Origin of the sequence: Ruegeria sp. ANG-S4 (genome assembly GCF_000814005.1) — a bacterium.
Taxonomy (GTDB): domain Bacteria; phylum Pseudomonadota; class Alphaproteobacteria; order Rhodobacterales; family Rhodobacteraceae; genus Ruegeria.
Genome location: NZ_JWLK01000001.1, coordinates 151,535 through 171,194 on the forward strand (window position 1 = coordinate 151,535; position 19,660 = coordinate 171,194).

Below are 19,660 nucleotides of genomic sequence, written 5' to 3' on the forward strand. Positions count from 1 at the left end.
ACGCTGAAAGCTCTATCGCTAGAATAACGCTGTCGGTGCGCTAGTTCGAAGATGGAATAACTGATTCATAACCAAGGTTCGAAATGACAGGTTGGACAACTGAAAACGTCCACGACTATCCGCGACCACCTGCGCTGCGGGCAGTTCCTCATCGAGTGCGGATCGAGCTCGGCGGTCAAACAATCGTGGAAACCGATCAGGCGTTTCAGGTTCTCGAAACCCATCACGCCCCCACGTATTATATTCCGCCGCAAGACATTGATGCCGTTCTGACAAAGGCCTCGGGTAGATCATTCTGCGAGTGGAAGGGTGTTGCGAGCTACTGGGACGTTCAGAGCGGTGCAGCTGCGGCTAAGAAAGCTGCGTGGAGTTATGCTGCACCAACCATCAAATTTGAACAGATTAAGGGCTATCTCGCCTTTTACGCCGGACTTATGGACGCTTGTTTTGTTGGTGAGTACCGGGTGATCCCGCAACCCGGGGACTTCTATGGAGGTTGGGTCACTGAGAACTTGAAGGGTCGTATAAAAGGCGCTCCGGGTACGGAATTTTGGTGAGGATAGATGACGGACCCTAAATCCTCGCCAATCCCTATGGCCGTTCCTACAAGCCGTTTGTTCCGTGTTGCCGGTTTGAGCAGCATGACAGCTGGCATTGCGGGGAACGTGGCAGTACGCGCCCTAAGTGAGATCGGTCGCGGTGCGCGACCCGACATGCGTGGTTTATTGATGACACCGGGCAACGTGACACGCGTTGCGGATCAGCTTGCGCGTATGCGAGGCGCCGCGATGAAGGTGGGTCAGTTGTTTTCGATGGATGCAGGTGAGGTCTTGCCGCCTGAACTGGCTGACATCATGGCGCGTTTACGAGATCAGGCGCATTTCATGCCAACGAAACAATTGCGTGACGTCCTGAACCGAGCTTGGGGTGCAGATTGGCGAAAATCCTTCAAAGCTTTCAACGTTAGGCCCATAGCGGCAGCGAGCATTGGGCAAGTACATCGTGCGACACTGAAAGACGGACGCGATGTGGCGATCAAAGTGCAATATCCCGGTATCGCGCGCAGTATTGACAGCGACGTGGCCAATGTTGCCACTCTGGTTCGCATGTCAGGTCTGCTTCCCCAAAGCTTCGATATGGCTCCGTATATCGAAGAGGCGCGCAGTCAATTACATGAAGAAACGGACTATGAACGCGAGGGGCAATATCTGCGCTGTTTTGCTGACCTATTGCAGGGCGATGAAGCGTTTAAAATCCCAGAGTTCTATCCAGATTGGAGCACGCAAGAAGTTCTAACGATGTCCTTTCTGGAAGGTCACCCTATCGAGGCCGTGAGTGATGCGACAAGCGAGGAACGCAATCGAGTCTCAGAGGCCTTGGTCAATCTCACGCTGCGCGAGGTTTTCGAGTTCGGTATGATGCAGAGCGATCCAAACTTTGCCAATTACCGATACAACCCATCCAATGGAAAAATCAGTCTCTTGGATTTTGGCGCGGCACGCGCACTGCAACCATCTGCAATAGATGGATACGTGGATCTTTTGCGCGCCGGTTTGCTTGAAGACAGCGCGGCGCTTCGTAGGGCTGCCATACAACTAAAGCTTATTGAAGGTGATGGCCCATTTGACGACCGGATCCTCGGAATGATCCGCAGCGTTTTCGAAGCAATTCTATCGGCGAAGGAATTTGATTTCTCTGACCGAACGCTTTCCCAACGCCTGAACAATGACGGCATGGCCTTGGCTGAGGCCGGCTATATCCCACCCCAGGTGCCAATGGACGTTCTTTACCTCCAGCGAAAGATTGGGGGAATGTTCCTGTTGGCCACTCGATTGAGGGCCTCGCTACCCGTGAAGACGCTTCTTGAAAAGTACGTCATCTGAACGGCCACGATTCACGCCAAACCAGCAAGTCGAACAATTACAAAACCCGCGGCTCCGATATGAACCAGCGTGATAAGGACAGATAGCGTGTGCAACCGCTTGAAACGGCGAGTATCGCCCGTGTCAGTAGCGCTATTGATTGCGGGCATCAGAACCTGCCGTGCGAACACCGTTGTTACAGCGATAATTCCCATTATTGCGCTCGACACTGAATCTCTGGCGATGAGCAGAATAGTAGCGGCGCCTGCTGTGGCCATAACAAACAGGTAAAAGTGGGGGAAGGCCCTCCTTATAAGCGGTCCTGCCGCCTCCGCTGGGAGCGCGTTAAAAACAAACGCCGCGAATCCGAACGAATAGAGTACCGTTCCACCAAACATAAGCGCGGTAGTGAGCAAAGCGAATTCAAGCATTTGTCTTCATTCCTTGTTTAGTCACGGGCAATAAATCGCCCCGACTCCCCAGCCGAATGATGCACGCTGCTGGCGCGTCGTGGGATCGCATAGGGAACGTCGTCTCTATAGTCTCGGAAACGCTGGCCAAATCGCTTTTCAAATCGTCGCTCTTTGAGCATCGGCGCGGCAAGACAATAACTTGTCAGCGCGACGGCGAGGGTAAGCTGGTCCGGGGTCCATACTGGCACCGTCCACAGTGTCAAAGCAAAGGCGACGTAGATTGGCTGACGTATCACGCGGAACAATCCAGTTGTGGGCATGTCCGGGAAAACGGGTTTGGCGTTTCGCATTAATGACATCCAACCCAATGCGCCGGATTGAACCTCGCCCCCGGCATCCCAGCTGGCTTTAATCAGTAACCCCCAAGACGCTGCATAGAGCGCGGTGATCAGGTGGAATGTCCAACCATTCGCCTGCCACCAGATGACTCCTGTGGGGGTCCAAAGCGCAAAGAGCGCGAGCAGTTGAAGCGAGGCTATGATTGCGTACGTGGACGTGCTCAATGTCGCCCTATGGGGACTTGGGACGAGGCCAGAGAGCCATTTCTTACCGGAGTTCGACAATAGGAACGAATGCGTCACCGGAAATTGCAGAAGCAAAGTGGCGTTGGCGAACGCGGCGGTTGGCCAAGGCACGGCTCCAAGGCTTTTGCTCATACCAAAAAACATGGCCACCACCATTGCAAGAACGGCGGCGGCAAAGATGGTGTGCGTAAGGAACCCAAAACAAATTGCGAGTATGATGCGACCGGTGCCAGGAGCAGGCTCAAAAACCCCTCTTACGAGCCGGACCAGTCGTTCGAAATGACGGTCGCCCGGGCTGATCATGACAGCGTATCTGTCTGGTTGACCGGCTTTGCTCCAACCCAAGACGCGATCCGCGAGATCATCGGCCTAAGCGGCAGGAAACACCGATACGCAAGCTCTAGCAAAGGCAAAATCCCCGGTAACCTTGCGACACGCGCTAACCAACGCCATTTGGGTAAAGCGCCCCAAAGCTCTGTGAAGCCGCGCGCGCCCGAAACAAGTTTTCCATCCGCTAGGCGTACATGAAACCGACCCATTGCCTCTTGCCGCGTTAGATCGTCACCAAGACGCACATCAGAATTTGAGACGTCGACAAAATGCAAACCATCAGAGCCCTCACAGGCGGCATAGTGCCCGATTTCAACTGAGCAAAGCGGGCAAGATCCGTCGTAGTACACCGTAGTGCACGCTTGATCGGCTTTAGCCGATTTGACTGCAACCTTAACTCGTTCCGTTTTGAGCACTGTGTTTGACCTCTACCAGTGGGGTGCGCCCGATCTTTTCCAGGAGTTAGCGCATATGCTTAAGAAACGAGGGTTCAGCAGCGAAAACCAGATGTGGTACAAGGACGCAACTTGCGTAGCAGCTCGCTAAATTCAACGGTAGAATTGTCCGCATCTGGAGACCGCAATGCCTATTTGAGAATGTCTGCTTTTGGCCGCCTCAAATCACTTATGTGAAAGACAGCGAAAAAGGCTCCAAGCCCATAGGTATAAATTGCTGCACCGTGTTTACACAACCCCGTCATAGCTCACTCTGGTGTCTAGCCTCTTATGCAGGCTCCACGGTTCTGCTAGACGAATGCGAACTCGTCTCTGGTAGGGCAGCTTGGCTGTTGCGAACGTGTTGGAGACAGACCCGGTCGCACTTGTCTTGGCCTATTCACCTGGAGGCTTGGCGGAGATGTCAATCATAGCGGTGAGCGTTGGTCGCGATGTTGCGTTCGTCGGCGTGCATCATATTTTTAGGGTCTTGGCGGCGCTTGTTTTGGCACCTGTTCTCGTAGCGGCTCTGTCAAAGCGGGATATCAAGCACTGAGGAATCCGATGGAGTTCACTTGCTCAGCAATCGATGCCGCCTTTACTGCAAAGCTTGTATATCGCCAAAGTACTAGTTGGCTGCTTGCGAGAAGGCCGACCGAGCCGCGCTTCATTGAAAGGGATCTACCAAAACCTCGCAATTGAGTTGTGTTGTTCGGTTTTGGGTTGAATTATTCCAGTCAAAATGCACTTTTGATTGAGTTTTGGTGCGTTCAAGTTGATCGAGCTACGCTAAGACAATCGACAATTGAGCGCGTATGGTGAACAGTGCAAACTTATGGGTAAATCGTGCAAACTTATGCGCAATTACTGTGCAAAATTATGGGCGAAGACACCCAGATTTTCTGAATAAAATCAATGATAGGAATGCAGCTTTATGCGCGTACCGACAGGGGCTGTAGGTTTGCCCATGACACTTCGCGCACCCCATAAATTTGCGTAGTTCGCCCATAGTTTTGCGCTGTGCGTTTGTCCGCATTAGCGACGAATTCAATCAGTTTATGGCTTAGTCGTCGCAGTTATGGCCCTTTGCATTGCTCAATCCCGCAAAAGGCCTCCCTAAGGAACCTTGGATTCTCGCGAAGGTCTGCGATGCGCAGGAAGCCGACTTTGCAAAATTCAGTGGACGGAATTAAACAAACCTGGAGCAGACGTCAGATTGCGTCTCCAAGCGCATGGTTCAGTTTTGCCTGCCACTTTCGGCGGTATTCGCTGGCGCTCAATCCAACACGTTTCTTGAACGCTGTCCGAAACGCCGACGGCTCGGCGTACCCGACCTCGCCCGCGATCTCGTCAATCGGCGTGTCGGAGGTCTCGAGAGCCTGCTTTGCCTCTTCAACGCGCACGGTTTGTACGTAATCACTCGGCGTCTGACCGGTTGCAGCACGAAAGCGACGCAGTAACGTTCGCTCGGTCATTCCAGCCTTACGTGCCATTTCTTGTACCGGATTGGAGTGCTCGTAGTTGACGGCGATCCAGCTTTGCAGACCACCGACCACGGCGTCCGAATGTTGTCGACTGGCAGACAAGGATGCAAAGCCCATCTGACCCTGGGAATGTGGTTCGATGAGATAGAGCTTAGCAATGCGACGGGCTTCTTCGCACCCAACAAGATGCGCGATGAGGTACAGGACAAGGTCGGCCCAGGCTGAGGCTCCGCCAGCAGTCACAATGCGATGCCCGTCCCCAGCCGGTATCAAAACCCGCTCACGGTGAACACGCACTCCCTCAAATTCTTTGGCAAGCCGTTCCGAGTAAGCCCAGTGGGTTGTCGCATCAACGCCATTGAGTAGCCCACTCAATCCGAGCAACAACGCGCCGGAGCAAACTGAAGTCACAATACCACCCGCTTCATGCACTTGAGCGGCCCAATCCGCTATTGGCTTCAACTCCTCTGGAAGAGGCTTCCACGGGTCGAGATGCAGGTCGGGCACGATGACAAGATCGGTTTGTGAGGGATTGGGCAGCACGGATTCCGGGGTGATCAAGCGGCCATTCAAGTCGCGGTAAGCAGTGCCATCTGGGGTGCAAAGACGCGCACGGAATGGGGACGGATGCATCTGCTCACCATGTAACATGGCCCAATCCCGGCCCACGGACGCAAGCACATCCAGGATGGCGTAGACGGTCGAAGTTCCGGCCCAAGGAAGACCTACAACAACTGTTTCGAATGATTTTGGCATTACAGATGTCCGATTTAAGCCGTTTTTGTCGAAGTGAAGGCTAAACCGACTCGTCGGTATCATGCAACTGGTCTCTAGCTGAGCGCTTTTGCGCATTCAAATACGGAGACACAAATGAACGATCTTTCCTTGCCCGCCGACTTTGACGCGGAGCGTGCTGAAGCCTTCGCAGGTCAACTTGTCGGTACAATCACCAACGCTGCGACCTCGATCATGATTTCACTCGGACACCGCGTCGGCCTATTCGATGCTATGGCGGCTCTACCTCCGAGCCGTTCTGAGGCTCTGGCTGCGTCCGCAGGTCTTTCCGAGCGCTACGTGCGGGAGTGGCTGGCTGTCATGGTGACCTCGCGCATCGTTGACTATCAGCCAGAGGTGCAAACCTACTCGCTTCCTGTCGAACACGCCGCATTCCTGACGCGCGCTGCCGCTCCAAACAACATAGCGGTAACCAGCCAGTTCGTCGGTGTGGCGGCTTCGGTTGAAGAGCAAATGATCGAGCGTTTTGTGAGCGGTGACGGACTTCACTACGACCACTTTCTACGCTTCCACGAAGTTATGGCGGAAGACAGCTACCAAACCACTGTCATGTCTCTGACCGACAACATCCTGCCCATTGTTTCCGGTCTGATCGAACGCTTGGAAGACGGCATCGATGTTGTTGATGTCGCATGTGGCGGTGGTCGTGCTCTCCTCAAAATGGCCGAAGCATTTCCGAACAGCACATTCACTGGGATAGACCTTTGTGAGGATGCCTTTGCCGAGGCGCGGGTTCAGGCAATCAAGGATGGGATGGACAACCTGTCCTTCAAAACGCTGGACCTGAGTACGGTTGCAACGCTTGGCGCGTTTGATCTCGTAACCGGCTTTGATGCCGTTCACGATCAAAAAGACCCGCTTGGACTCGTGAAGACCATCTACAATTCGTTGAACGAAGGCGGCGTATTTCTGATGCAGGACATTGGCGGTTCCCGCGACCTTGTCACTAACATGGAAAACCCACTCGCGCCGTTATTGTTCACCATCTCGCTGATGCACTGCACGCCGATTTCCATAGGCCAGGGTGGTCCGGGCCTTGGGACGATGTGGGGTGTTGAAACCGCTCAGGAGTTTCTCGCAGAAGCTGGGTTTGCGGATGTGCAGATGCACCGGCTTCCTCATGATCAGGTCAACGCTTACTTCGTCGCGCGACGCTAGGAATGATCGATTCATCTAAGGAACATCTTATGATTATGCGCATTATTCAGCGTCTCTTCGACGCGAGCAAGAAACCCATCGTCACAAATCTTCCAAGAAGCATCCAACGGGACATCGGCTTGATCGACGGCCTGCCCGATGGGGTGTTGCACCGATCTCGATAGGACATGGGTAATGAAACACTTCGACAAACACACACTCATAATAGGGGCCGGTTTGACCGGCCTCGCCACGGCGCATGTCTTGCAGAACCGGGGCATCCCTGTAACCGTCTTGGATGCATCTGACCGCATCGCATGGAACTGGCGGCAGCGTCACCCGGCGCTTCGGCTGAATGTTCATCGCAAATTCGCTGCACTGCCGGGCAAACCCGCACCACGTATTGATGGGGCTTATTTGAAGCGAGACACGCTCGTTCGGCACCTCGAAGATTTTGCGTTTGATCTTCGGGATTGCATCGAGACCGGAGTTCTTGTGTCGGGCATTGATCAGACACCCAATGGGTGGCGCGTGACGGCTGGCAGCCGCATCTTTGATGCTCCAAACATGGTGATTGCCACTGGACGTGACCGAAGTCCGCATATTCCCAGCTGGCGCGGTTTGCAGCGTTTCAAAGGAAAAGTCATCCATGCCGCCAACCTTGGCGACATCTCACAATATGATGGAAAGAAAGTCCTTGTTGTTGGTGCCGGCAACTCTGGCGGTGACGTCCTGAACCATCTCGCTCGGCACAAGCCCAAAGATGTTCGTATCTCTGTTCGCCATGGCCCTTCCATTGTACCGCAACGTGTCTTTGGCTTCCCGCTGCACCGCGCGGCCCATCTTTTTGCGGCCATGCCGCTTTGGATGGTTGATCCGGCCATTGCATTGACCCAGCGTTTGTTCTTTGGCGATTTGAGGAAGTATGGCCTGACTTCGCATTCAATGGGCGGGGGAACACGGTTGGCCACCGACGGCACTGCCTTCGCAATCGACGATGGCTTCGTGGCGGCGATCAAAAATGGTCGGTTCAAGGTTGTCGGCGAAGTCACGGAGTTTTGGGATGACCGTGTCTCATTTGATTGCTATCGCACATTTGAACCGGATGTTGTGATTTGCGCCACGGGCTACAAAACTGCATTGGAACCATTGCTTGGTCATCTGGGCGTTCTGAACGAGGTCGGTATTCCCAAGTATCCGACGGGTGAACATGTTCCCGCCTTGTCGGGGCTTTGGTTCAACGGCTTTAGGCCCGAGTTCCAAGGTTACTTCTTTTCAGCCGCAAAAGGTGCCCAACGGATTGGAAACGGTATTTTGTCCGAGGCCGAGACGTTGGTACGCGATCAGCCTTCGCGTCAGGCCAAGCTTGTTGCATAGTCGCAAGCGATGGACGCGTTGGCGGTGAACGCGAAATCATCGCCGCCATCGCTCATTCGCTTTTCGAGGTATCAATATGACCCGGAACACTTTTTCTGAGCGCCTTATGTCCATGTCGAATGAGGTGTGGGAGCGTCATGCAAACCCCTGGAGCGGATGGAGCCGCATCACGATCCCTCCGCTCTTTGTTGTTGCCATCTGGAGCCGCGCTTGGCTTGGGTGGTGGTCCCTTTTACCTCTGGCGCTGGTTTGTTTTTGGACATGGTGGAACCCGCGCGCTTTCCCAAAACCGAAAAGTCTCGACAATTGGATGTCCAAGGGTGTCTTGGGCGAACGCATATGGATCGCCCGCAAAACCGACCCTATCCCAAAACGTCACAGGCGGATGCCCCATATTCTTGCAGCTGCTAGTGGTCTTGGTCTGCTCCCACTCACATGGGGGCTCTGGGTCTTGGAGCCATGGCCAGTTGTTGCTGGCCTCATTGCAGTGATGGGCGGTAAGCTCTGGTTCCTGGATCGAATGGTCTGGCTTTTCGAGGACATGGGTGGGTTTGGCGCGACGCGTTAGCTATTCCTTTGGGTGAACATAGACCAGTGTTGGATCATCATCGGGCGTCGGGGCACTCGCATCCAACACGCATCCGATCCGCTCAGCCAATCGAATTGATGCTGTGTTGTCCGGGTCAATATAGCTTACAGCCCGCGACCATTTCAGGAATTTACAAGCATGAGTTCCAAGCGCGGTCACAGCCTCAGCAGCAAAACCTTGGCCCTCGTCTTCAGTCGACCAAATAGACCATGTGAGCTCTTTCTCGGGCCATCCGTTTGGATACCACGGACCAGCTATACCAATAGCTTTTTGAGAGTCTTTGCGGCAGATCACAAAGGGCCCCGTTTGGTGAAGCGCCCAATGCCCAAGAAAAACTGCATAGACACGCCAGGCAAGATCGGTCTTGCCTTTGCCGCCACCGACGAACCGAGCGCGTTCTGAGGTAAAGAAGGTGGTCCAGCCAGCTAGGTCATCAGATTGCGGTTTGCGAAGGAACAGGCGTTCAGTTTCAATCATAGCGATCACTTCGATAAGTTCATTCATTCAGTCAAAGGCACCAGCCATCGTTGTTCGTAAGCTCGATACCCAACACGGTTGATGTGTGTCAGTCAAACATTGAAGCGGGCGTTCCAGGTTTGCACGCGCGCGGCATCTCGCTCCTCGTAGGCGCGCATCGCCTCAGGCAGGCATTCAGGGCCGGATAAATTCCGAGCTTCGGCAAGTTCAGTCAACCGCATGGTGTACCAGGCCGTCACGCCGCCTTCCGGTGGATTTTGGAACCTTGGGAAAGTGGGGGCTTGATTGTCGCCTTCGAGCCAACGGGTTGGGAGTGATGGATCAAGAACAAGCGCGCGCGCCAGCCCGATTAAATCGACACCAACGGAAAGGGCATTCAAAGCCTGCTCGTAGGTCTTGAACCCACCTGTGAGCATCAGGGGCTTTGATGTCAAACAGCGAGCGCGGCGTGCGAAGTCGACAAAGTAAGGGCCTTTTCCGGCGGCATCAGAAGCGGCCCGCGCACCGGGAAAGTAAGTACCGCCACTGATGTCGACGAGATCAAGGCTTGTTTCGTTCAGCGCAGCGACGACCTTCAGAGCGTCCTCTTCGCTGAGCCCACCTTGTAACTGGTCTGAGGCGTTGAGCTTGATCCCGATAGGAAAACCTGGGCCAACTTGCTGGCGGACTTCGGAGATAACTTCGATAATCAGACGCATTCGGTTTTCGATGGGACCGCCATACTCATCCTCTCTTTTGTTGAAAAGCGGGGACAGGAATTGGCTGAGCAGGAACCCGTGCGCGGCGTGTATTTGAACCCCGCCAAACCCAGTCTGCTTAGCCAAAAGAGCTGTGCGGGCAAAGTTTGATGGGTATCGTTTGATCTCTTCCAGAGAAAGCGCACCACATTTCAGTGCGCCCACTTCAAGCGCGCTCGGGCCTTTTGGCGTACTGATTGGGGAATGCGCCATTGCGCCAGCGTCACCAAGCTGAAGCCAAAGTTGTGCACTTTTGTTTGATCCCGCCTCGGCAAGGCGTCGAAACTGAGGCAGGTCTGCATCGTCCCTCAACACCAAGTTGCCCGGCTTCTCAGCTTTGCTGGGATTGCCTTGAACCTCACCAATGATCGCCAATGCCAACCCACCATCGGCCCATTGCCTGTACAGGCTGATCTGTGGATCTGTTGGATTACCTCGCCCATCTCCGAGGGAGTCCGACATCGCGGACTTGGCAATTCGGTTCTTCAGCACCACGCCGCAAGGCAGTTCCAAATTGCTCGCCAGGGGATGGTGATATCGCATGCTCATACCGGTGCCCGTCTATCCATCAGTGAGGAAAGTCGATCAAATGGATCGCTTTATTGATAGAGATTCAATGCCTCTATCAGAAAGAACCGAGGTGAATCGGACAACTTTGAAGTTTCGGGATTAGGACACCAGGTTCACTACTGAGATAGACATAGGGTAAACAGAGTCTTCAAAACAGAACTGCTGAATTCTTGCGCTGCTTGGGTATTGCAAAGCTCACAGTTGAACGTCCGGTTTTGACTGCCACCGGTCGCTGGCGCAAGTTGCAGATAAATTTGGTCTTGAACCCATAACGCGATTTTGCGGCTGTACGGAGAACAGCAACAAATTCCCTATATTCACAATGCAGGCCATTTCTTGGCTCAGTTTCACTAGGTCACGACGGCTGGATTCTGAAACGCTTTCGGCCACCTAACAATCCGGTCAACGGATTTTTCACACAATAATACCTGGGATGTTGCCAAAACCCTCTTCAAGCGCGTCGATGAATGCAGAAAGCCGACGCGGTTGGCGCCTCGCAGGGAGATACGCGAGGTTCACGTCCAGCATTGCTGCCCGCCAATCAGGAAGTAAGTCAATCAGATCGCCTGATGCAAGTTCCGACGCAACGAACCATCTGGGCAGAACTGCCGCCCCAAGCCCCGATAGCGCTGCATTTTTTAGTGACATGATGTTGTTTGTCGACAACTTGGCAGCAACATTCAGATCGCATTGCTCACCATCTGAATGAGATAGCCCGACATTTGCCCCTTCAAACGGCGTCAGGGACACGAATGGAAGCTCTTTTGCGCCATCCGGTCTGGAGCCCTTGATTTGTTTCGCAATCGATGGAGTGCCGACAACCAACCTTTCAACCCGCCCTAGACGACGCACGATAAGTGTGTCGTCAGGGACAGGTCCAACCTTGATCCAGCAATCGCATCCAATTTCTGCAAAGCGAATTGGCTCATCCTGCAAATGCCAGTTTAACGTGACGTTGGGATGTGCGGCCTGAAATCCGATTGCGATTTCCGCAAGATGCAATTGACCGAGCGCGACGGGCGCAACGATCCTCAGCGGACCTCTCAAGGTCTCAGGATCAGGCGCATGTTGCTCCTCTAATGTATCCCATCCGGCAAGCAACTCGCGGGCATCGGCAAGCACGTCAAGTCCTGTCTCCGTCAACGCCAATGAATGCGTTGTGCGACGCGCAAGCTGGACCCCAAGGCGCTCTTCCAGGTCTTTCAATTGACGACTGGCGGAGCCTTGAGAAATGCCCAGATCACGTGCGGCACCACTGATTGTGCCCTTTTCGGCGATGCGCACAAAAGTTTCGAGAAGGGCGAGGCGGTCTAATGGTTTGCTCATGCATAATGCAGATAACAGATACCCTTATAAACTGTCTACAGAGTATCCTCGGCTTCAATCATCTTACTCCTCAACAGCAACGACTTGTCATGAGGAAAACTCAGATGACCAAAAGAACCTTCAAAATAACCAACGATCTGACCGTGAACCGCCTCGGTTACGGCGCCATGCGTCTTACAGATCAGCCCAGCAATTTTGGCCCCTATCCCAAGTGGGACCAGGGACTTGCCCTGCTGCGCCGTGCAGCCGATCTTGGCGTGAACTTCTTCGACAGTGCCTGGGCCTACGGGCCAGAACATGCTGACCGCATTGTGGGTGAGGCGCTTGAGGGTCGGGATGTCGTTCTGGCCACAAAGGGCGGTGTCGATAAACCAGAACCAGGCAAGATCATAACCGACGGTAGCCGTGACGCATTACTTAATCAGGTTGATCGAGCCCTCGTCAATCTGCGCCGCGACCGCATTGATCTGTTCCAGCTTCACCGTGTCGACCCAGAAACACCCATCGAAACCTCGATTGCTGCTCTCGCGGAAGCACAAGCGGACGGGCGTATTGGCCATATCGGCCTGTCCAACGTATCGCGCGAACAGCTCGACCGAGCCCTTTCGGTGACTCCAATCGCAAGTGTTCAGAACCGCTTCAATATGAACGAAGCCGACGAAGATAACCTTGTCGACTATACAGCGAACAAAGGCATTGCCTTTATCCCTTACGGGCCGCTCGGCGCGCATCCAATGCGTCAGGGTGCCAAGCTCGAACCCAAAGAGGCCATCGCTTGGCTTCTGAAGCGCTCGCCAAACATCGTTGTCATCCCCGGAACGACGTCGATCCAGCATCTCGAAGAGAACTGGTCGGCATGGGATCTCGCTTAATCGCCTCGATAAAGGAGCAAAAAAGATGGCCGCATCAGCACAAAGCACAACCAACCTCGGAAAACTCACCATGGAGCATGTGATGATCTCCACAGACGACTACGCCGAGACGATTTCCTGGTATGTCGACAAGCTCGATTTCGACATTCACCACGAATGGACGGTTCCAGACCTTCCAGGCATCAAGCTGGCCTACCTGAAGCGTGGTGACTTCTTGATCGAAGTTGTCGAAACGCCAGATGCACTTCAGGTTCGCAAGACTCCCCAGGACCTTGGCGAAGCGCTTGCTGACCGCGGCATTGGCCACCTCGCGTTTCTAACGCCGGATGTCGACGGTGTTGCGTCAATCCTAACTGAGCGCGGCGTTGAAATGGTGGTTCCTCCGACAAGTTTCCCTGATGCCGGTCGGCGACTGATCTTCATTCAGGACAACAATGGCAACTTCATAGAGTTCCTGACGCCGCTGTCAGAATTGGAGGGAGAACACGACAAATGACCCAGAACATTCACAAGCTGGCATTGCTGACCTGGGCCGTCGTCTACCCGATGATCACGCTTCTTCTGACAGGGTTGGAGCCCTTTGTCAGCGATCTCGCAACACCGCTTCGCACCCTCATCCTGACTGCATTGATGGTGCCGGCGATGGTCTACGTGGCCATGCCATTTGCAAAATCACGCTTGAAAAGCTGGCTTGAACACTGAACGCAAGAAAGGACCTCAAAATGCTAGATCAGACCCAAACCAACCCCGTAACTACACAGGCGAAGTCTTGTTGCTTATGAAGTCTCTCTCAACCGGCACTGCCTAAACCGCCAGAAAATCCAAAAGATACTGCGATGTCCTCCTATTGGCTCATATTATCGGCCGCTGGTGTCAGCTTCACGTTGGGCAGCGTGCTTCTCAAACAGTTTGCGGTCACCGGTCTGGGTTATGTCCTGCTTTTCGCCGTTCTTGCATTGGGGCTTGGCAATCTGGCCTCTATTCGTCTGCTGGCACCCGGTCTCGGGCAGCCGGTTTCGTGGGGTCCAGTCTTCCTTCGCACGCCCATTTCTTGATGCAGACTTCGGTCTCCTTGGGTTTTGCGAATTCGTCGTCTTTGGCCATAATCACCACAGCGGCTTCACAAGGCGTGAGTCCCATGGTTTCACATACGCCCATTGCGTAAAGTTGGTCATCTCTTTCCTGAACTGCTGAAGAAACCTTCATGGCCGAAAGCGCCATATCTACACTGATTTCATAAACCATTGCCTTTCCAGTGCCTTTCTTTATTCAACACCATATCGCGTGACAAACTTGATGCTCATGAATTTGGTAATGATTAACCGAGTATTAGGTCTTCTTTAGCCAGTTCAGGGCCGCCTTCTTCATGGGACTTTCCTTGAAATTCGTGACGTCCAGGCGTCCCCAATCTGGCATGTGGTTTCCGCGTAAAGCGGGGCGTCGTCCTCAACCAATCGGCTTGGGCATGTCCTCAATTGCAAACTGATTGCCCGGCATACATTCCCAGACCGGCACCCGCTGCCGTAGCCAGGGTTTTGCCCGATCCGCCACCAAAACGGTTGCCAACCACCCCACCGAGAGCTGCGCCACCCAGAATGCCAGCGGCACAGCGCGCATCGTGCTGAACTTGCGCTTGCGTCGGCGTGCTGGGCGCTCCACATGCTGCCAAAACGAATGTGCCGCCAAGCAGGCAGGCCAAAACTGTCTTCTTCATTCTTGCTTCCTTCCGTTTGTGATTGCTGCGCTTTGATGTTCCGTTCACTTCTCGCTCCAGTTCCCACAGGTTGGAGGGGTCAATTCAACGGGTTCGCGTGACACGACCAATTCAGGATTCACACGACACATCCGCAACTGTCCGGTTTCGGTATCGGTTTGAACCAGCAATATGCCGGACAGCATTAACGTTTCGAATTTGCCTTCATCCCCAAGGGCGCTTGTTGCGGCGAACAGCGCTGCGGCTACGGGAAGCGCAAGTTTTTTCAAGACAAAACTCCTTTTGGGGCAATAGCAACAGCCTCGGCTGCGCTTCATTCGGGGGCAAAAGACATCCTGTTCGCTGAAGTGCGAAGCCTAGGTTGCGACGATACTTCTTGGATATGAATTTGAACTCACGGAGTTTAAGTGAGTCCGCTAGATTAGCGGTGCGCTTTAAGAAACATTAAGACTTTTTCAGAAACAGGTGATGTCATCTGTATTATGCCGGGAAACAGCCATCGACATCGCTGGATTGATCATAGCTAAACTCCGCCATTTGATTGTGACACTTTAGGGGGCGAACTCTGGGTGTGAATTTATCGAGTGGGGTCTGTTTTCTGGCGTGGTGAATTGCGTCGGTTTGATTGGGCAAGCAGGGATGACTGCGTAACCTACATGGTCCATGTTCCAGATGATCCATCAGGATTTCACTTGGTCGGACTTGTTGGCCAAAGGGCCAGCATGAGGTTAGCCACAAGTTGAGCGCATTTTCTGGGTTGCGCGAATTAACAGGCAGTAAATTCAGACTTACGCGTAAATGTTGCACAGAATTATGGGCGCTGATCCAGTAGTTTTCTCAATGAAATCTATCTTTTAGGAGCAGTGTTTATAGCGCACCTGCAGGGTTCGTGGAGACGCGACTGAATCCTCTGGCAATCAATTTTTGCGCTGTAGTCACCCGTGAATCTGCGCTGCTTCGCCTCAGCTTGCGCCAAACTTGCGGCGCAAGTGTTCGGCCAAGGCCGTAATGCGTCGTGGTTGGGCCCGACTGGGCGGGAACATCATTTGCAACGGCTTTGGAGGTGGGAGGAACTCTTCCAAAACTGAAACCAGCCTACCAGATCGAATATCATCGCCCACGTCCAGCTCCGATTTCAAGACAATCCCATGGCCAGCAATCGCCCAATCGCGGATGAGGGCACCGTCATTGACTATTCGATTTCCTTTTACCGAGATGCGCCGGGCACTTGGTCCTGACCCAAACTCCCAAACACTGTCGATCGTGTCCCCAAACCTCATGACCAGGCAGTTATGCTCCAATAGGTCTTCTGGCTGCTTGGGCATTCCGAAATTGGCCAGGTATTCCGGGGATGCACAGACGAACCGATAGTAGCTTCCTAGATTCCGCAACCTGAGCGAGCTGTCCGTGATGTTGCCGAAGCGAACGGCAAGGTCAAAACCCTGCCCTACCAGGTCGACGTAGCCGTCCGATAGCGACAGCTCAATGGAGACAGCAGGGTTCGTTTTGGTGAATTCAACAATGACGTCGGATACGATGCTCCGTCCCAGGTCGATGGGCGCACTTATACGAATTGGACCAGACAGCGTTTCAGCGCCATGCCGAACAAGTGTGTCCAGATCCGCAACCTCACTGAGAACGTTTTTTGCACCATCGGCGAGGACCCGGCCTTCGTCGGTCAGGCTGATGGAACGGGTTGTGCGGTTGAACAAAACCACTCCGTAATACGCTTCCAGAGCTGCGAGGCGTTCGGACACCGTCGTAGTCGACACCCCCGTCTCTCGCGCCGCGGCCACAAGACTGCCCTTCTCGGCTATGGTCAGAAACAAGCGAAGATTGTCCAAAAGCATTATACGGATTTTCCGGATTATATGTTTGATTTTGTCCTGTTTATCCCGGAATGGCCGCGGCGTAAATCTCGCCCATCGCGTATGAGAACAAGGAACCTGCTCCAATGTCCAAGCTGACAATCGTCGCCAACATCAAAGCCAACCCCGATAAGATTGACCTTGTAAAGGCTGAGCTTTTCAAGCTCATCGACATTACCCGCGCCGAAGAGGGTTGCATCAACTATGACCTGCATCAGGATAACGACAATCCGGCACATTTCCTGTTTTACGAAAATTGGGAAAGCCGAGAGCTATGGCAGACCCACATGGGCGCTCAGCATCTGGCTGCGTATCTGGAAGCAACCGAAGGCGCCGTTGCAGAATTCACTTTGAATGAAATGACCATCATCGGTTGATAAAGAAGGGACAAAGGAACGCGTTATGAAAGCCGTGGGATACCGTGAGACAGGATCGATTGATCGGGAAGGCGCACTGGTCGATTTCGAGGCCGACAAGCCTACGCCGAAAGGGCATGACTTGTTGGTGAAAGTACTGGCCGTGTCCGTCAATCCGGTGGATACGAAAATTCGGCAAAACCGCGCACCGGAAGGACCAGCACCCGAGATCTTGGGGTGGGATGCCGTAGGGATTGTCGAAGCCGTTGGCGAAGCGGTAACAACTTTCAATGCGGGTGATACCGTTTGGTATGCAGGCGCAATCAATCGACCTGGAACCAACGCCGAGTTTCATCTGGTGGACGAGCGCATTGTCGGAGTGGCTCCAAAATCCATAAAGGCATCAGCGGCTGCGGCCATGCCACTCACCACTCTGACCGCATATGAAATGCTGTTCGACCGGTTGCGAGTCCAAGACGCCATTATTGGTGGCGCCGACACCTTGCTGATTATTGGTGGCGCGGGCGGTGTTGGGTCAATTACCATTCAATTGGCGCGGGCACTCACCAATTTGACCGTGATAGCCACAGCTTCCCGACCCGAGACACAAGAGTGGGTTAAGGAATTGGGCGCGCAACTGGTCATTGATCATACGAAACCCTTTGCGCCGCAGCTCAAGGCACTCGGTGTCCAAAGCGTTGATTTCATCTATTCGACAAACCATTCCCAGCTTTATTCAACTCAGGCCGGGGAAGTCATGACGCCCCAAGGTCGTTTTGGGTTGATCGACGATCCAGAAAGTTTCGACATTGCGCCATTCAAACCCAAGTCGATATCAATACACTGGGAGTTCATGTATACGCGGTCGCTTTTTGAGACAGGTGATATGAACCACCAAAGCGAAATCCTGAATCAGGTGGCCGGGTTGATAGACGAAGGAAAGATAAGGTCCACGGCAACCGAAACACTTGGTACAATCAATGCCAGCAACTTAATGAAGGCGCATGCGGTACTTGAAAGCGGAAAGGCCAAAGGTAAGCTTGTGCTTGAGGGCTTCTAGATGAGAATAGAACGGCTGGATCATGTAAATATCGTGACGAACGCGTTGCCTGACATGGTGGCGTGGTATGAAGAGGTCCTGGGTTTAAGTCCCGGGGCCCGTCCCGATTTCCCGTTTCCCGGAGCCTGGATGTATGCGGGTGATCACGCCGTTGTCCATCTTGTTGGCCGGGAAGGACCGCCCAGCGTCGGCTCTGAAGTGAAGCTTAAACTTGAGCATTTTGCGCTTTCGGCCACAGGATTGACGGCATTCGAAGAAAGGCTGACCTCGCGTCAGATTCAGTACGACAGGACCGAAGTCCCGGGAACCCGCTTGATCCAAATCCATTTGGCTGATCCTGACGGAAATCATATTCATATCGACTTTGATGAGGCGGATTAAATCGTCCTACTTCGACCCAATAGCCTTTTAAAAAACAGTGTTATAATGTCTTTCTCATCAAAGGCTGGAATCCTTGGCGGAATGTGTCGAAAGACTTTGAAGCAAACAGCTTTGTGCAGGGTAAACGTTTGTCCGGATATCAGCCTAAAGAACCTTAAAACCAACAGGAATACGTCTTTGCCTTCTACCAAATGATGTCAAACTCGTGTCGACTTGCCTAAGAAATTGCCTAAACGGGTTCTCGAATTTACGTGTTTACAAGGCGCAGGTTGACCGCGCGAAGAAAAACCCATCACGTATTGCGGCCAAGCCAATCCAGTACTTTCTGCGCCGTCACGGGCCAGGATTCGTCGAACTGTAAATAGTGACAAGCCCCGTCAACAGTCAGGAAATCGGCAGTCTCATAGCGGTTTGCCATTTTTTTTGCAGTGCTTGTCGCAACTGCCTTGTCTTCTGTTCCCGAAACGAAAAGCAAAGGACATGAGATTTTGGCAGGGTCAACGCGGGTCGTTTGGTGCGTGTCGAACATCCAAAAGACAAACTCAAACAGAACACGACCGGACTCGGTGCCGAGACGCGCGTGAATATCGCGCTGCACGTTTTTTGGTAGAGTGTTAAGTCCGTATTTTGCGAGAAGATCCAGATCCTGCCCCAAGGCCCGTTCCCAGAACGCACCTGAAGAAATGAATAGCTTTGCCAGATCACGCTCTCCGTCGGTGGTTGCCAAAACGCCATTCATCACGCTGCTGTTGAGAAGAACGGCGGCTTTGACAAGATCTTCAGCCGACAAAAGTTGTGCAACGACGCCACCAAGCGAGTGGCCGACGACCACCGGAGACTCCCCCATTTCTGTGATCGTTTGCCGGGCATCGTCGACGTAATCTGAGATACTCAATCCAATCAGCTTTCGGTCGCGTTCGGGACCGTTTGGAAGATCGTGATGGCGGTAAGTCAGGCTGTGGCAGGTATATCCAGCTGCTTCAAAGTAAGCTTGCACATTGGCCATCGTCCACGCAGCTGCATTTGTCCCCGTCAAAAGCAAAACCGGCGGCTTAGGCTCTTTCGACATTCGAGTCTCCAATTTCTTTTCAAGTCAGTCGAACCTACTGTCGGCGGAACGTCCTGCCGAGTACAACGAAATCTTGCTTTGCCGGAAGTTGGATAATTGCTGACCGGTTGGCAAAGCGGAGCCTCGCCACGCTTTGCCAACCAACCACTACGTGCCGTGATGATCCTAAAACCGAATACGCAGGAACTGGACCACCTTGGTTTTATCGATCACTTTTGGTGGGCA

24 protein-coding genes are annotated in these 19,660 nt (G+C 53.4%); 12 read left to right on the plus strand and 12 right to left on the minus strand.

The genetic code is table 11. The features are described 5' to 3' along the window. Positions 1 to 83 precede the first annotated feature (83 nt). Both RA28_RS00785 and RA28_RS00790 read left to right on the plus strand, forming a co-directional pair. Complete coding sequence (locus RA28_RS00785; protein ID WP_039522677.1) at positions 84 to 557, plus strand: DUF427 domain-containing protein; 474 nt, start codon at positions 84 to 86, stop codon at positions 555 to 557. Positions 558 to 641: 84 nt separating this feature from the next. Then, positions 642 to 1,883 (plus strand): ABC1 kinase family protein, encoded by a 1,242-nt coding sequence (locus tag RA28_RS00790; protein WP_241481038.1) that lies wholly within the window; start codon positions 642 to 644, stop codon positions 1,881 to 1,883. Positions 1,884 to 1,894: 11 nt separating this feature from the next. Here RA28_RS00790 and RA28_RS00795 read toward each other — a convergent pair whose 3' ends face one another. The 3 genes from RA28_RS00795 to RA28_RS22355 are packed head-to-tail and all read right to left on the minus strand — an operon-like array spanning position 1,895 to position 3,605. Next, a complete protein-coding gene (locus tag RA28_RS00795; RefSeq protein ID WP_039522683.1) occupies positions 1,895 to 2,293 on the minus strand; it encodes a DUF4149 domain-containing protein in 399 nt (132 codons plus the stop codon). Positions 2,294 to 2,310: 17 nt separating this feature from the next. Beyond that, the gene (locus RA28_RS00800) at positions 2,311 to 3,162 is read right to left on the minus strand and encodes a methyltransferase family protein (protein ID WP_039522686.1); all 852 of its coding nucleotides are present in this window, start codon (positions 3,160 to 3,162) and stop codon (positions 2,311 to 2,313) included. After that, positions 3,159 to 3,605 (minus strand): DCC1-like thiol-disulfide oxidoreductase family protein, encoded by a 447-nt coding sequence (locus RA28_RS22355; protein ID WP_206539606.1) that lies wholly within the window; start codon positions 3,603 to 3,605, stop codon positions 3,159 to 3,161. The genes RA28_RS00800 and RA28_RS22355 overlap by 4 nt, the downstream gene beginning before the upstream one ends. Positions 3,606 to 3,969: 364 nt before the next feature. Here RA28_RS22355 and RA28_RS23105 point away from each other — a divergent pair, with 364 nt between their 5' ends. Further along, positions 3,970 to 4,179 carry an AbrB family transcriptional regulator gene (locus RA28_RS23105; protein ID WP_039522688.1) on the plus strand — a complete coding sequence of 70 codons (210 nt, stop codon included), beginning with the start codon at positions 3,970 to 3,972 and terminating at the stop codon, positions 4,177 to 4,179. A gap of 655 nt (positions 4,180 to 4,834) precedes the next feature. Here the strand turns inward: RA28_RS23105 and RA28_RS00810 are convergent. After that, positions 4,835 to 5,863: a GlxA family transcriptional regulator gene (locus tag RA28_RS00810; protein WP_039522690.1), complete on the minus strand. Its 1,029-nt coding sequence runs from the start codon at positions 5,861 to 5,863 to the stop codon at positions 4,835 to 4,837. A gap of 114 nt (positions 5,864 to 5,977) precedes the next feature. On the opposite strand from RA28_RS00810, the gene RA28_RS00815 reads away from it, so the two are divergent. The 3 genes from RA28_RS00815 to RA28_RS00825 all read left to right on the plus strand — a co-directional run bounded on the left by RA28_RS00815 (position 5,978) and on the right by RA28_RS00825 (position 8,984). Next, on the plus strand, positions 5,978 to 7,060 hold the full coding sequence (locus RA28_RS00815) for a class I SAM-dependent methyltransferase (RefSeq protein WP_052261221.1): 1,083 nt from the start codon (positions 5,978 to 5,980) through the stop codon (positions 7,058 to 7,060). A gap of 174 nt (positions 7,061 to 7,234) precedes the next feature. Continuing rightward, complete coding sequence (locus RA28_RS00820) at positions 7,235 to 8,416, plus strand: flavin-containing monooxygenase (RefSeq protein WP_039522691.1); 1,182 nt, start codon at positions 7,235 to 7,237, stop codon at positions 8,414 to 8,416. Positions 8,417 to 8,528: 112 nt separating this feature from the next. Further along, a complete protein-coding gene (locus RA28_RS00825; protein WP_241481039.1) occupies positions 8,529 to 8,984 on the plus strand; it encodes a DUF6653 family protein in 456 nt (151 codons plus the stop codon). Here RA28_RS00825 and RA28_RS00830 read toward each other — a convergent pair whose 3' ends face one another. The 3 genes from RA28_RS00830 to RA28_RS00840 all read right to left on the minus strand — a co-directional run bounded on the left by RA28_RS00830 (position 8,985) and on the right by RA28_RS00840 (position 12,115). Beyond that, positions 8,985 to 9,509 (minus strand): GNAT family N-acetyltransferase, encoded by a 525-nt coding sequence (locus tag RA28_RS00830; protein ID WP_039522695.1) that lies wholly within the window; start codon positions 9,507 to 9,509, stop codon positions 8,985 to 8,987. Between the two features lie 65 nt (positions 9,510 to 9,574). After that, on the minus strand, positions 9,575 to 10,768 hold the full coding sequence (locus RA28_RS00835) for an oxidoreductase (RefSeq protein ID WP_342585410.1): 1,194 nt from the start codon (positions 10,766 to 10,768) through the stop codon (positions 9,575 to 9,577). 435 nt (positions 10,769 to 11,203) lie between these two features. After that, entirely contained in the window at positions 11,204 to 12,115 is a 912-nt protein-coding gene (locus tag RA28_RS00840) for a LysR family transcriptional regulator (protein WP_039522696.1), read from the minus strand. Positions 12,116 to 12,219: 104 nt separating this feature from the next. Here RA28_RS00840 and RA28_RS00845 point away from each other — a divergent pair, with 104 nt between their 5' ends. The 3 genes from RA28_RS00845 to RA28_RS00855 are packed head-to-tail and all read left to right on the plus strand — an operon-like array spanning position 12,220 to position 13,689. Then, on the plus strand, positions 12,220 to 12,987 hold the full coding sequence (locus RA28_RS00845; RefSeq protein ID WP_152611984.1) for an aldo/keto reductase: 768 nt from the start codon (positions 12,220 to 12,222) through the stop codon (positions 12,985 to 12,987). Positions 12,988 to 13,012: 25 nt separating this feature from the next. Continuing rightward, complete coding sequence (locus RA28_RS00850; RefSeq protein WP_039522700.1) at positions 13,013 to 13,483, plus strand: VOC family protein; 471 nt, start codon at positions 13,013 to 13,015, stop codon at positions 13,481 to 13,483. Further along, complete coding sequence (locus RA28_RS00855; RefSeq protein ID WP_039522702.1) at positions 13,480 to 13,689, plus strand: hypothetical protein; 210 nt, start codon at positions 13,480 to 13,482, stop codon at positions 13,687 to 13,689. Before RA28_RS00850 ends, RA28_RS00855 begins: the two co-directional genes overlap by 4 nt. Positions 13,690 to 13,965: 276 nt before the next feature. On the opposite strand, the gene RA28_RS00860 is transcribed toward RA28_RS00855, so the two are convergent. From RA28_RS00860 to RA28_RS00875, 4 genes are all read right to left on the minus strand, one after another. Then, on the minus strand, positions 13,966 to 14,232 hold the full coding sequence (locus tag RA28_RS00860; RefSeq protein WP_039522705.1) for a hypothetical protein: 267 nt from the start codon (positions 14,230 to 14,232) through the stop codon (positions 13,966 to 13,968). A gap of 226 nt (positions 14,233 to 14,458) precedes the next feature. Beyond that, complete coding sequence (locus RA28_RS23030; RefSeq protein ID WP_039525435.1) at positions 14,459 to 14,701, minus strand: glycine zipper 2TM domain-containing protein; 243 nt, start codon at positions 14,699 to 14,701, stop codon at positions 14,459 to 14,461. Positions 14,702 to 14,745: 44 nt separating this feature from the next. Continuing rightward, the gene (locus RA28_RS00870) at positions 14,746 to 14,970 is read right to left on the minus strand and encodes a hypothetical protein (RefSeq protein WP_039522708.1); all 225 of its coding nucleotides are present in this window, start codon (positions 14,968 to 14,970) and stop codon (positions 14,746 to 14,748) included. Positions 14,971 to 15,663: 693 nt separating this feature from the next. Further along, the gene (locus RA28_RS00875) at positions 15,664 to 16,551 is read right to left on the minus strand and encodes a LysR family transcriptional regulator (protein ID WP_039522710.1); all 888 of its coding nucleotides are present in this window, start codon (positions 16,549 to 16,551) and stop codon (positions 15,664 to 15,666) included. A gap of 104 nt (positions 16,552 to 16,655) precedes the next feature. Here RA28_RS00875 and RA28_RS00880 point away from each other — a divergent pair, with 104 nt between their 5' ends. From RA28_RS00880 to RA28_RS00890, 3 genes are read left to right on the plus strand one after another with little or no spacing between them, the layout of a single operon-like run. Next, on the plus strand, positions 16,656 to 16,946 hold the full coding sequence (locus RA28_RS00880; RefSeq protein WP_039522712.1) for a putative quinol monooxygenase: 291 nt from the start codon (positions 16,656 to 16,658) through the stop codon (positions 16,944 to 16,946). A gap of 25 nt (positions 16,947 to 16,971) precedes the next feature. After that, positions 16,972 to 17,985, plus strand: a complete 1,014-nt coding sequence (locus tag RA28_RS00885; RefSeq protein WP_039522714.1) for a zinc-binding alcohol dehydrogenase family protein — start codon at positions 16,972 to 16,974, stop codon at positions 17,983 to 17,985. Beyond that, entirely contained in the window at positions 17,986 to 18,366 is a 381-nt protein-coding gene (locus RA28_RS00890) for a VOC family protein (protein ID WP_039522716.1), read from the plus strand. Positions 18,367 to 18,658: 292 nt separating this feature from the next. Here the strand turns inward: RA28_RS00890 and RA28_RS00895 are convergent, their stop codons facing one another. Beyond that, complete coding sequence (locus RA28_RS00895) at positions 18,659 to 19,435, minus strand: alpha/beta hydrolase (RefSeq protein ID WP_039522718.1); 777 nt, start codon at positions 19,433 to 19,435, stop codon at positions 18,659 to 18,661. Positions 19,436 to 19,660: the final 225 nt, after the last annotated feature.

Excerpts from the sequence above, each read along its gene's own strand:
- RA28_RS00785 (WP_039522677.1), top strand. The coding sequence starts at position 84 with ATGACAGGTTGGACAACTGAAAACGTCCACGACTATCCGCGACCACCT.
- RA28_RS00790 (WP_241481038.1), top strand. The coding sequence starts at position 642 with ATGACAGCTGGCATTGCGGGGAACGTGGCAGTACGCGCCCTAAGTGAG.
- RA28_RS00795 (WP_039522683.1), bottom strand. The coding sequence starts at position 2,293 with ATGCTTGAATTCGCTTTGCTCACTACCGCGCTTATGTTTGGTGGAACG.
- RA28_RS00800 (WP_039522686.1), bottom strand. The coding sequence starts at position 3,162 with ATGATCAGCCCGGGCGACCGTCATTTCGAACGACTGGTCCGGCTCGTA.
- RA28_RS00810 (WP_039522690.1), bottom strand. The coding sequence starts at position 5,863 with ATGCCAAAATCATTCGAAACAGTTGTTGTAGGTCTTCCTTGGGCCGGA.
- RA28_RS00815 (WP_052261221.1), top strand. The coding sequence starts at position 5,978 with ATGAACGATCTTTCCTTGCCCGCCGACTTTGACGCGGAGCGTGCTGAA.
- RA28_RS00820 (WP_039522691.1), top strand. The coding sequence starts at position 7,235 with ATGAAACACTTCGACAAACACACACTCATAATAGGGGCCGGTTTGACC.
- RA28_RS00825 (WP_241481039.1), top strand. The coding sequence starts at position 8,529 with ATGTCGAATGAGGTGTGGGAGCGTCATGCAAACCCCTGGAGCGGATGG.
- RA28_RS00830 (WP_039522695.1), bottom strand. The coding sequence starts at position 9,509 with ATGAATGAACTTATCGAAGTGATCGCTATGATTGAAACTGAACGCCTG.
- RA28_RS00835 (WP_342585410.1), bottom strand. The coding sequence starts at position 10,768 with ATGAGCATGCGATATCACCATCCCCTGGCGAGCAATTTGGAACTGCCT.
- RA28_RS00840 (WP_039522696.1), bottom strand. The coding sequence starts at position 12,115 with ATGAGCAAACCATTAGACCGCCTCGCCCTTCTCGAAACTTTTGTGCGC.
- RA28_RS00845 (WP_152611984.1), top strand. The coding sequence starts at position 12,220 with ATGACCAAAAGAACCTTCAAAATAACCAACGATCTGACCGTGAACCGC.
- RA28_RS00850 (WP_039522700.1), top strand. The coding sequence starts at position 13,013 with ATGGCCGCATCAGCACAAAGCACAACCAACCTCGGAAAACTCACCATG.
- RA28_RS00855 (WP_039522702.1), top strand. The coding sequence starts at position 13,480 with ATGACCCAGAACATTCACAAGCTGGCATTGCTGACCTGGGCCGTCGTC.
- RA28_RS00860 (WP_039522705.1), bottom strand. The coding sequence starts at position 14,232 with ATGGTTTATGAAATCAGTGTAGATATGGCGCTTTCGGCCATGAAGGTT.
- RA28_RS23030 (WP_039525435.1), bottom strand. The coding sequence starts at position 14,701 with ATGAAGAAGACAGTTTTGGCCTGCCTGCTTGGCGGCACATTCGTTTTG.
- RA28_RS00875 (WP_039522710.1), bottom strand. The coding sequence starts at position 16,551 with ATGCTTTTGGACAATCTTCGCTTGTTTCTGACCATAGCCGAGAAGGGC.
- RA28_RS00880 (WP_039522712.1), top strand. The coding sequence starts at position 16,656 with ATGTCCAAGCTGACAATCGTCGCCAACATCAAAGCCAACCCCGATAAG.
- RA28_RS00885 (WP_039522714.1), top strand. The coding sequence starts at position 16,972 with ATGAAAGCCGTGGGATACCGTGAGACAGGATCGATTGATCGGGAAGGC.
- RA28_RS00890 (WP_039522716.1), top strand. The coding sequence starts at position 17,986 with ATGAGAATAGAACGGCTGGATCATGTAAATATCGTGACGAACGCGTTG.
- RA28_RS00895 (WP_039522718.1), bottom strand. The coding sequence starts at position 19,435 with ATGTCGAAAGAGCCTAAGCCGCCGGTTTTGCTTTTGACGGGGACAAAT.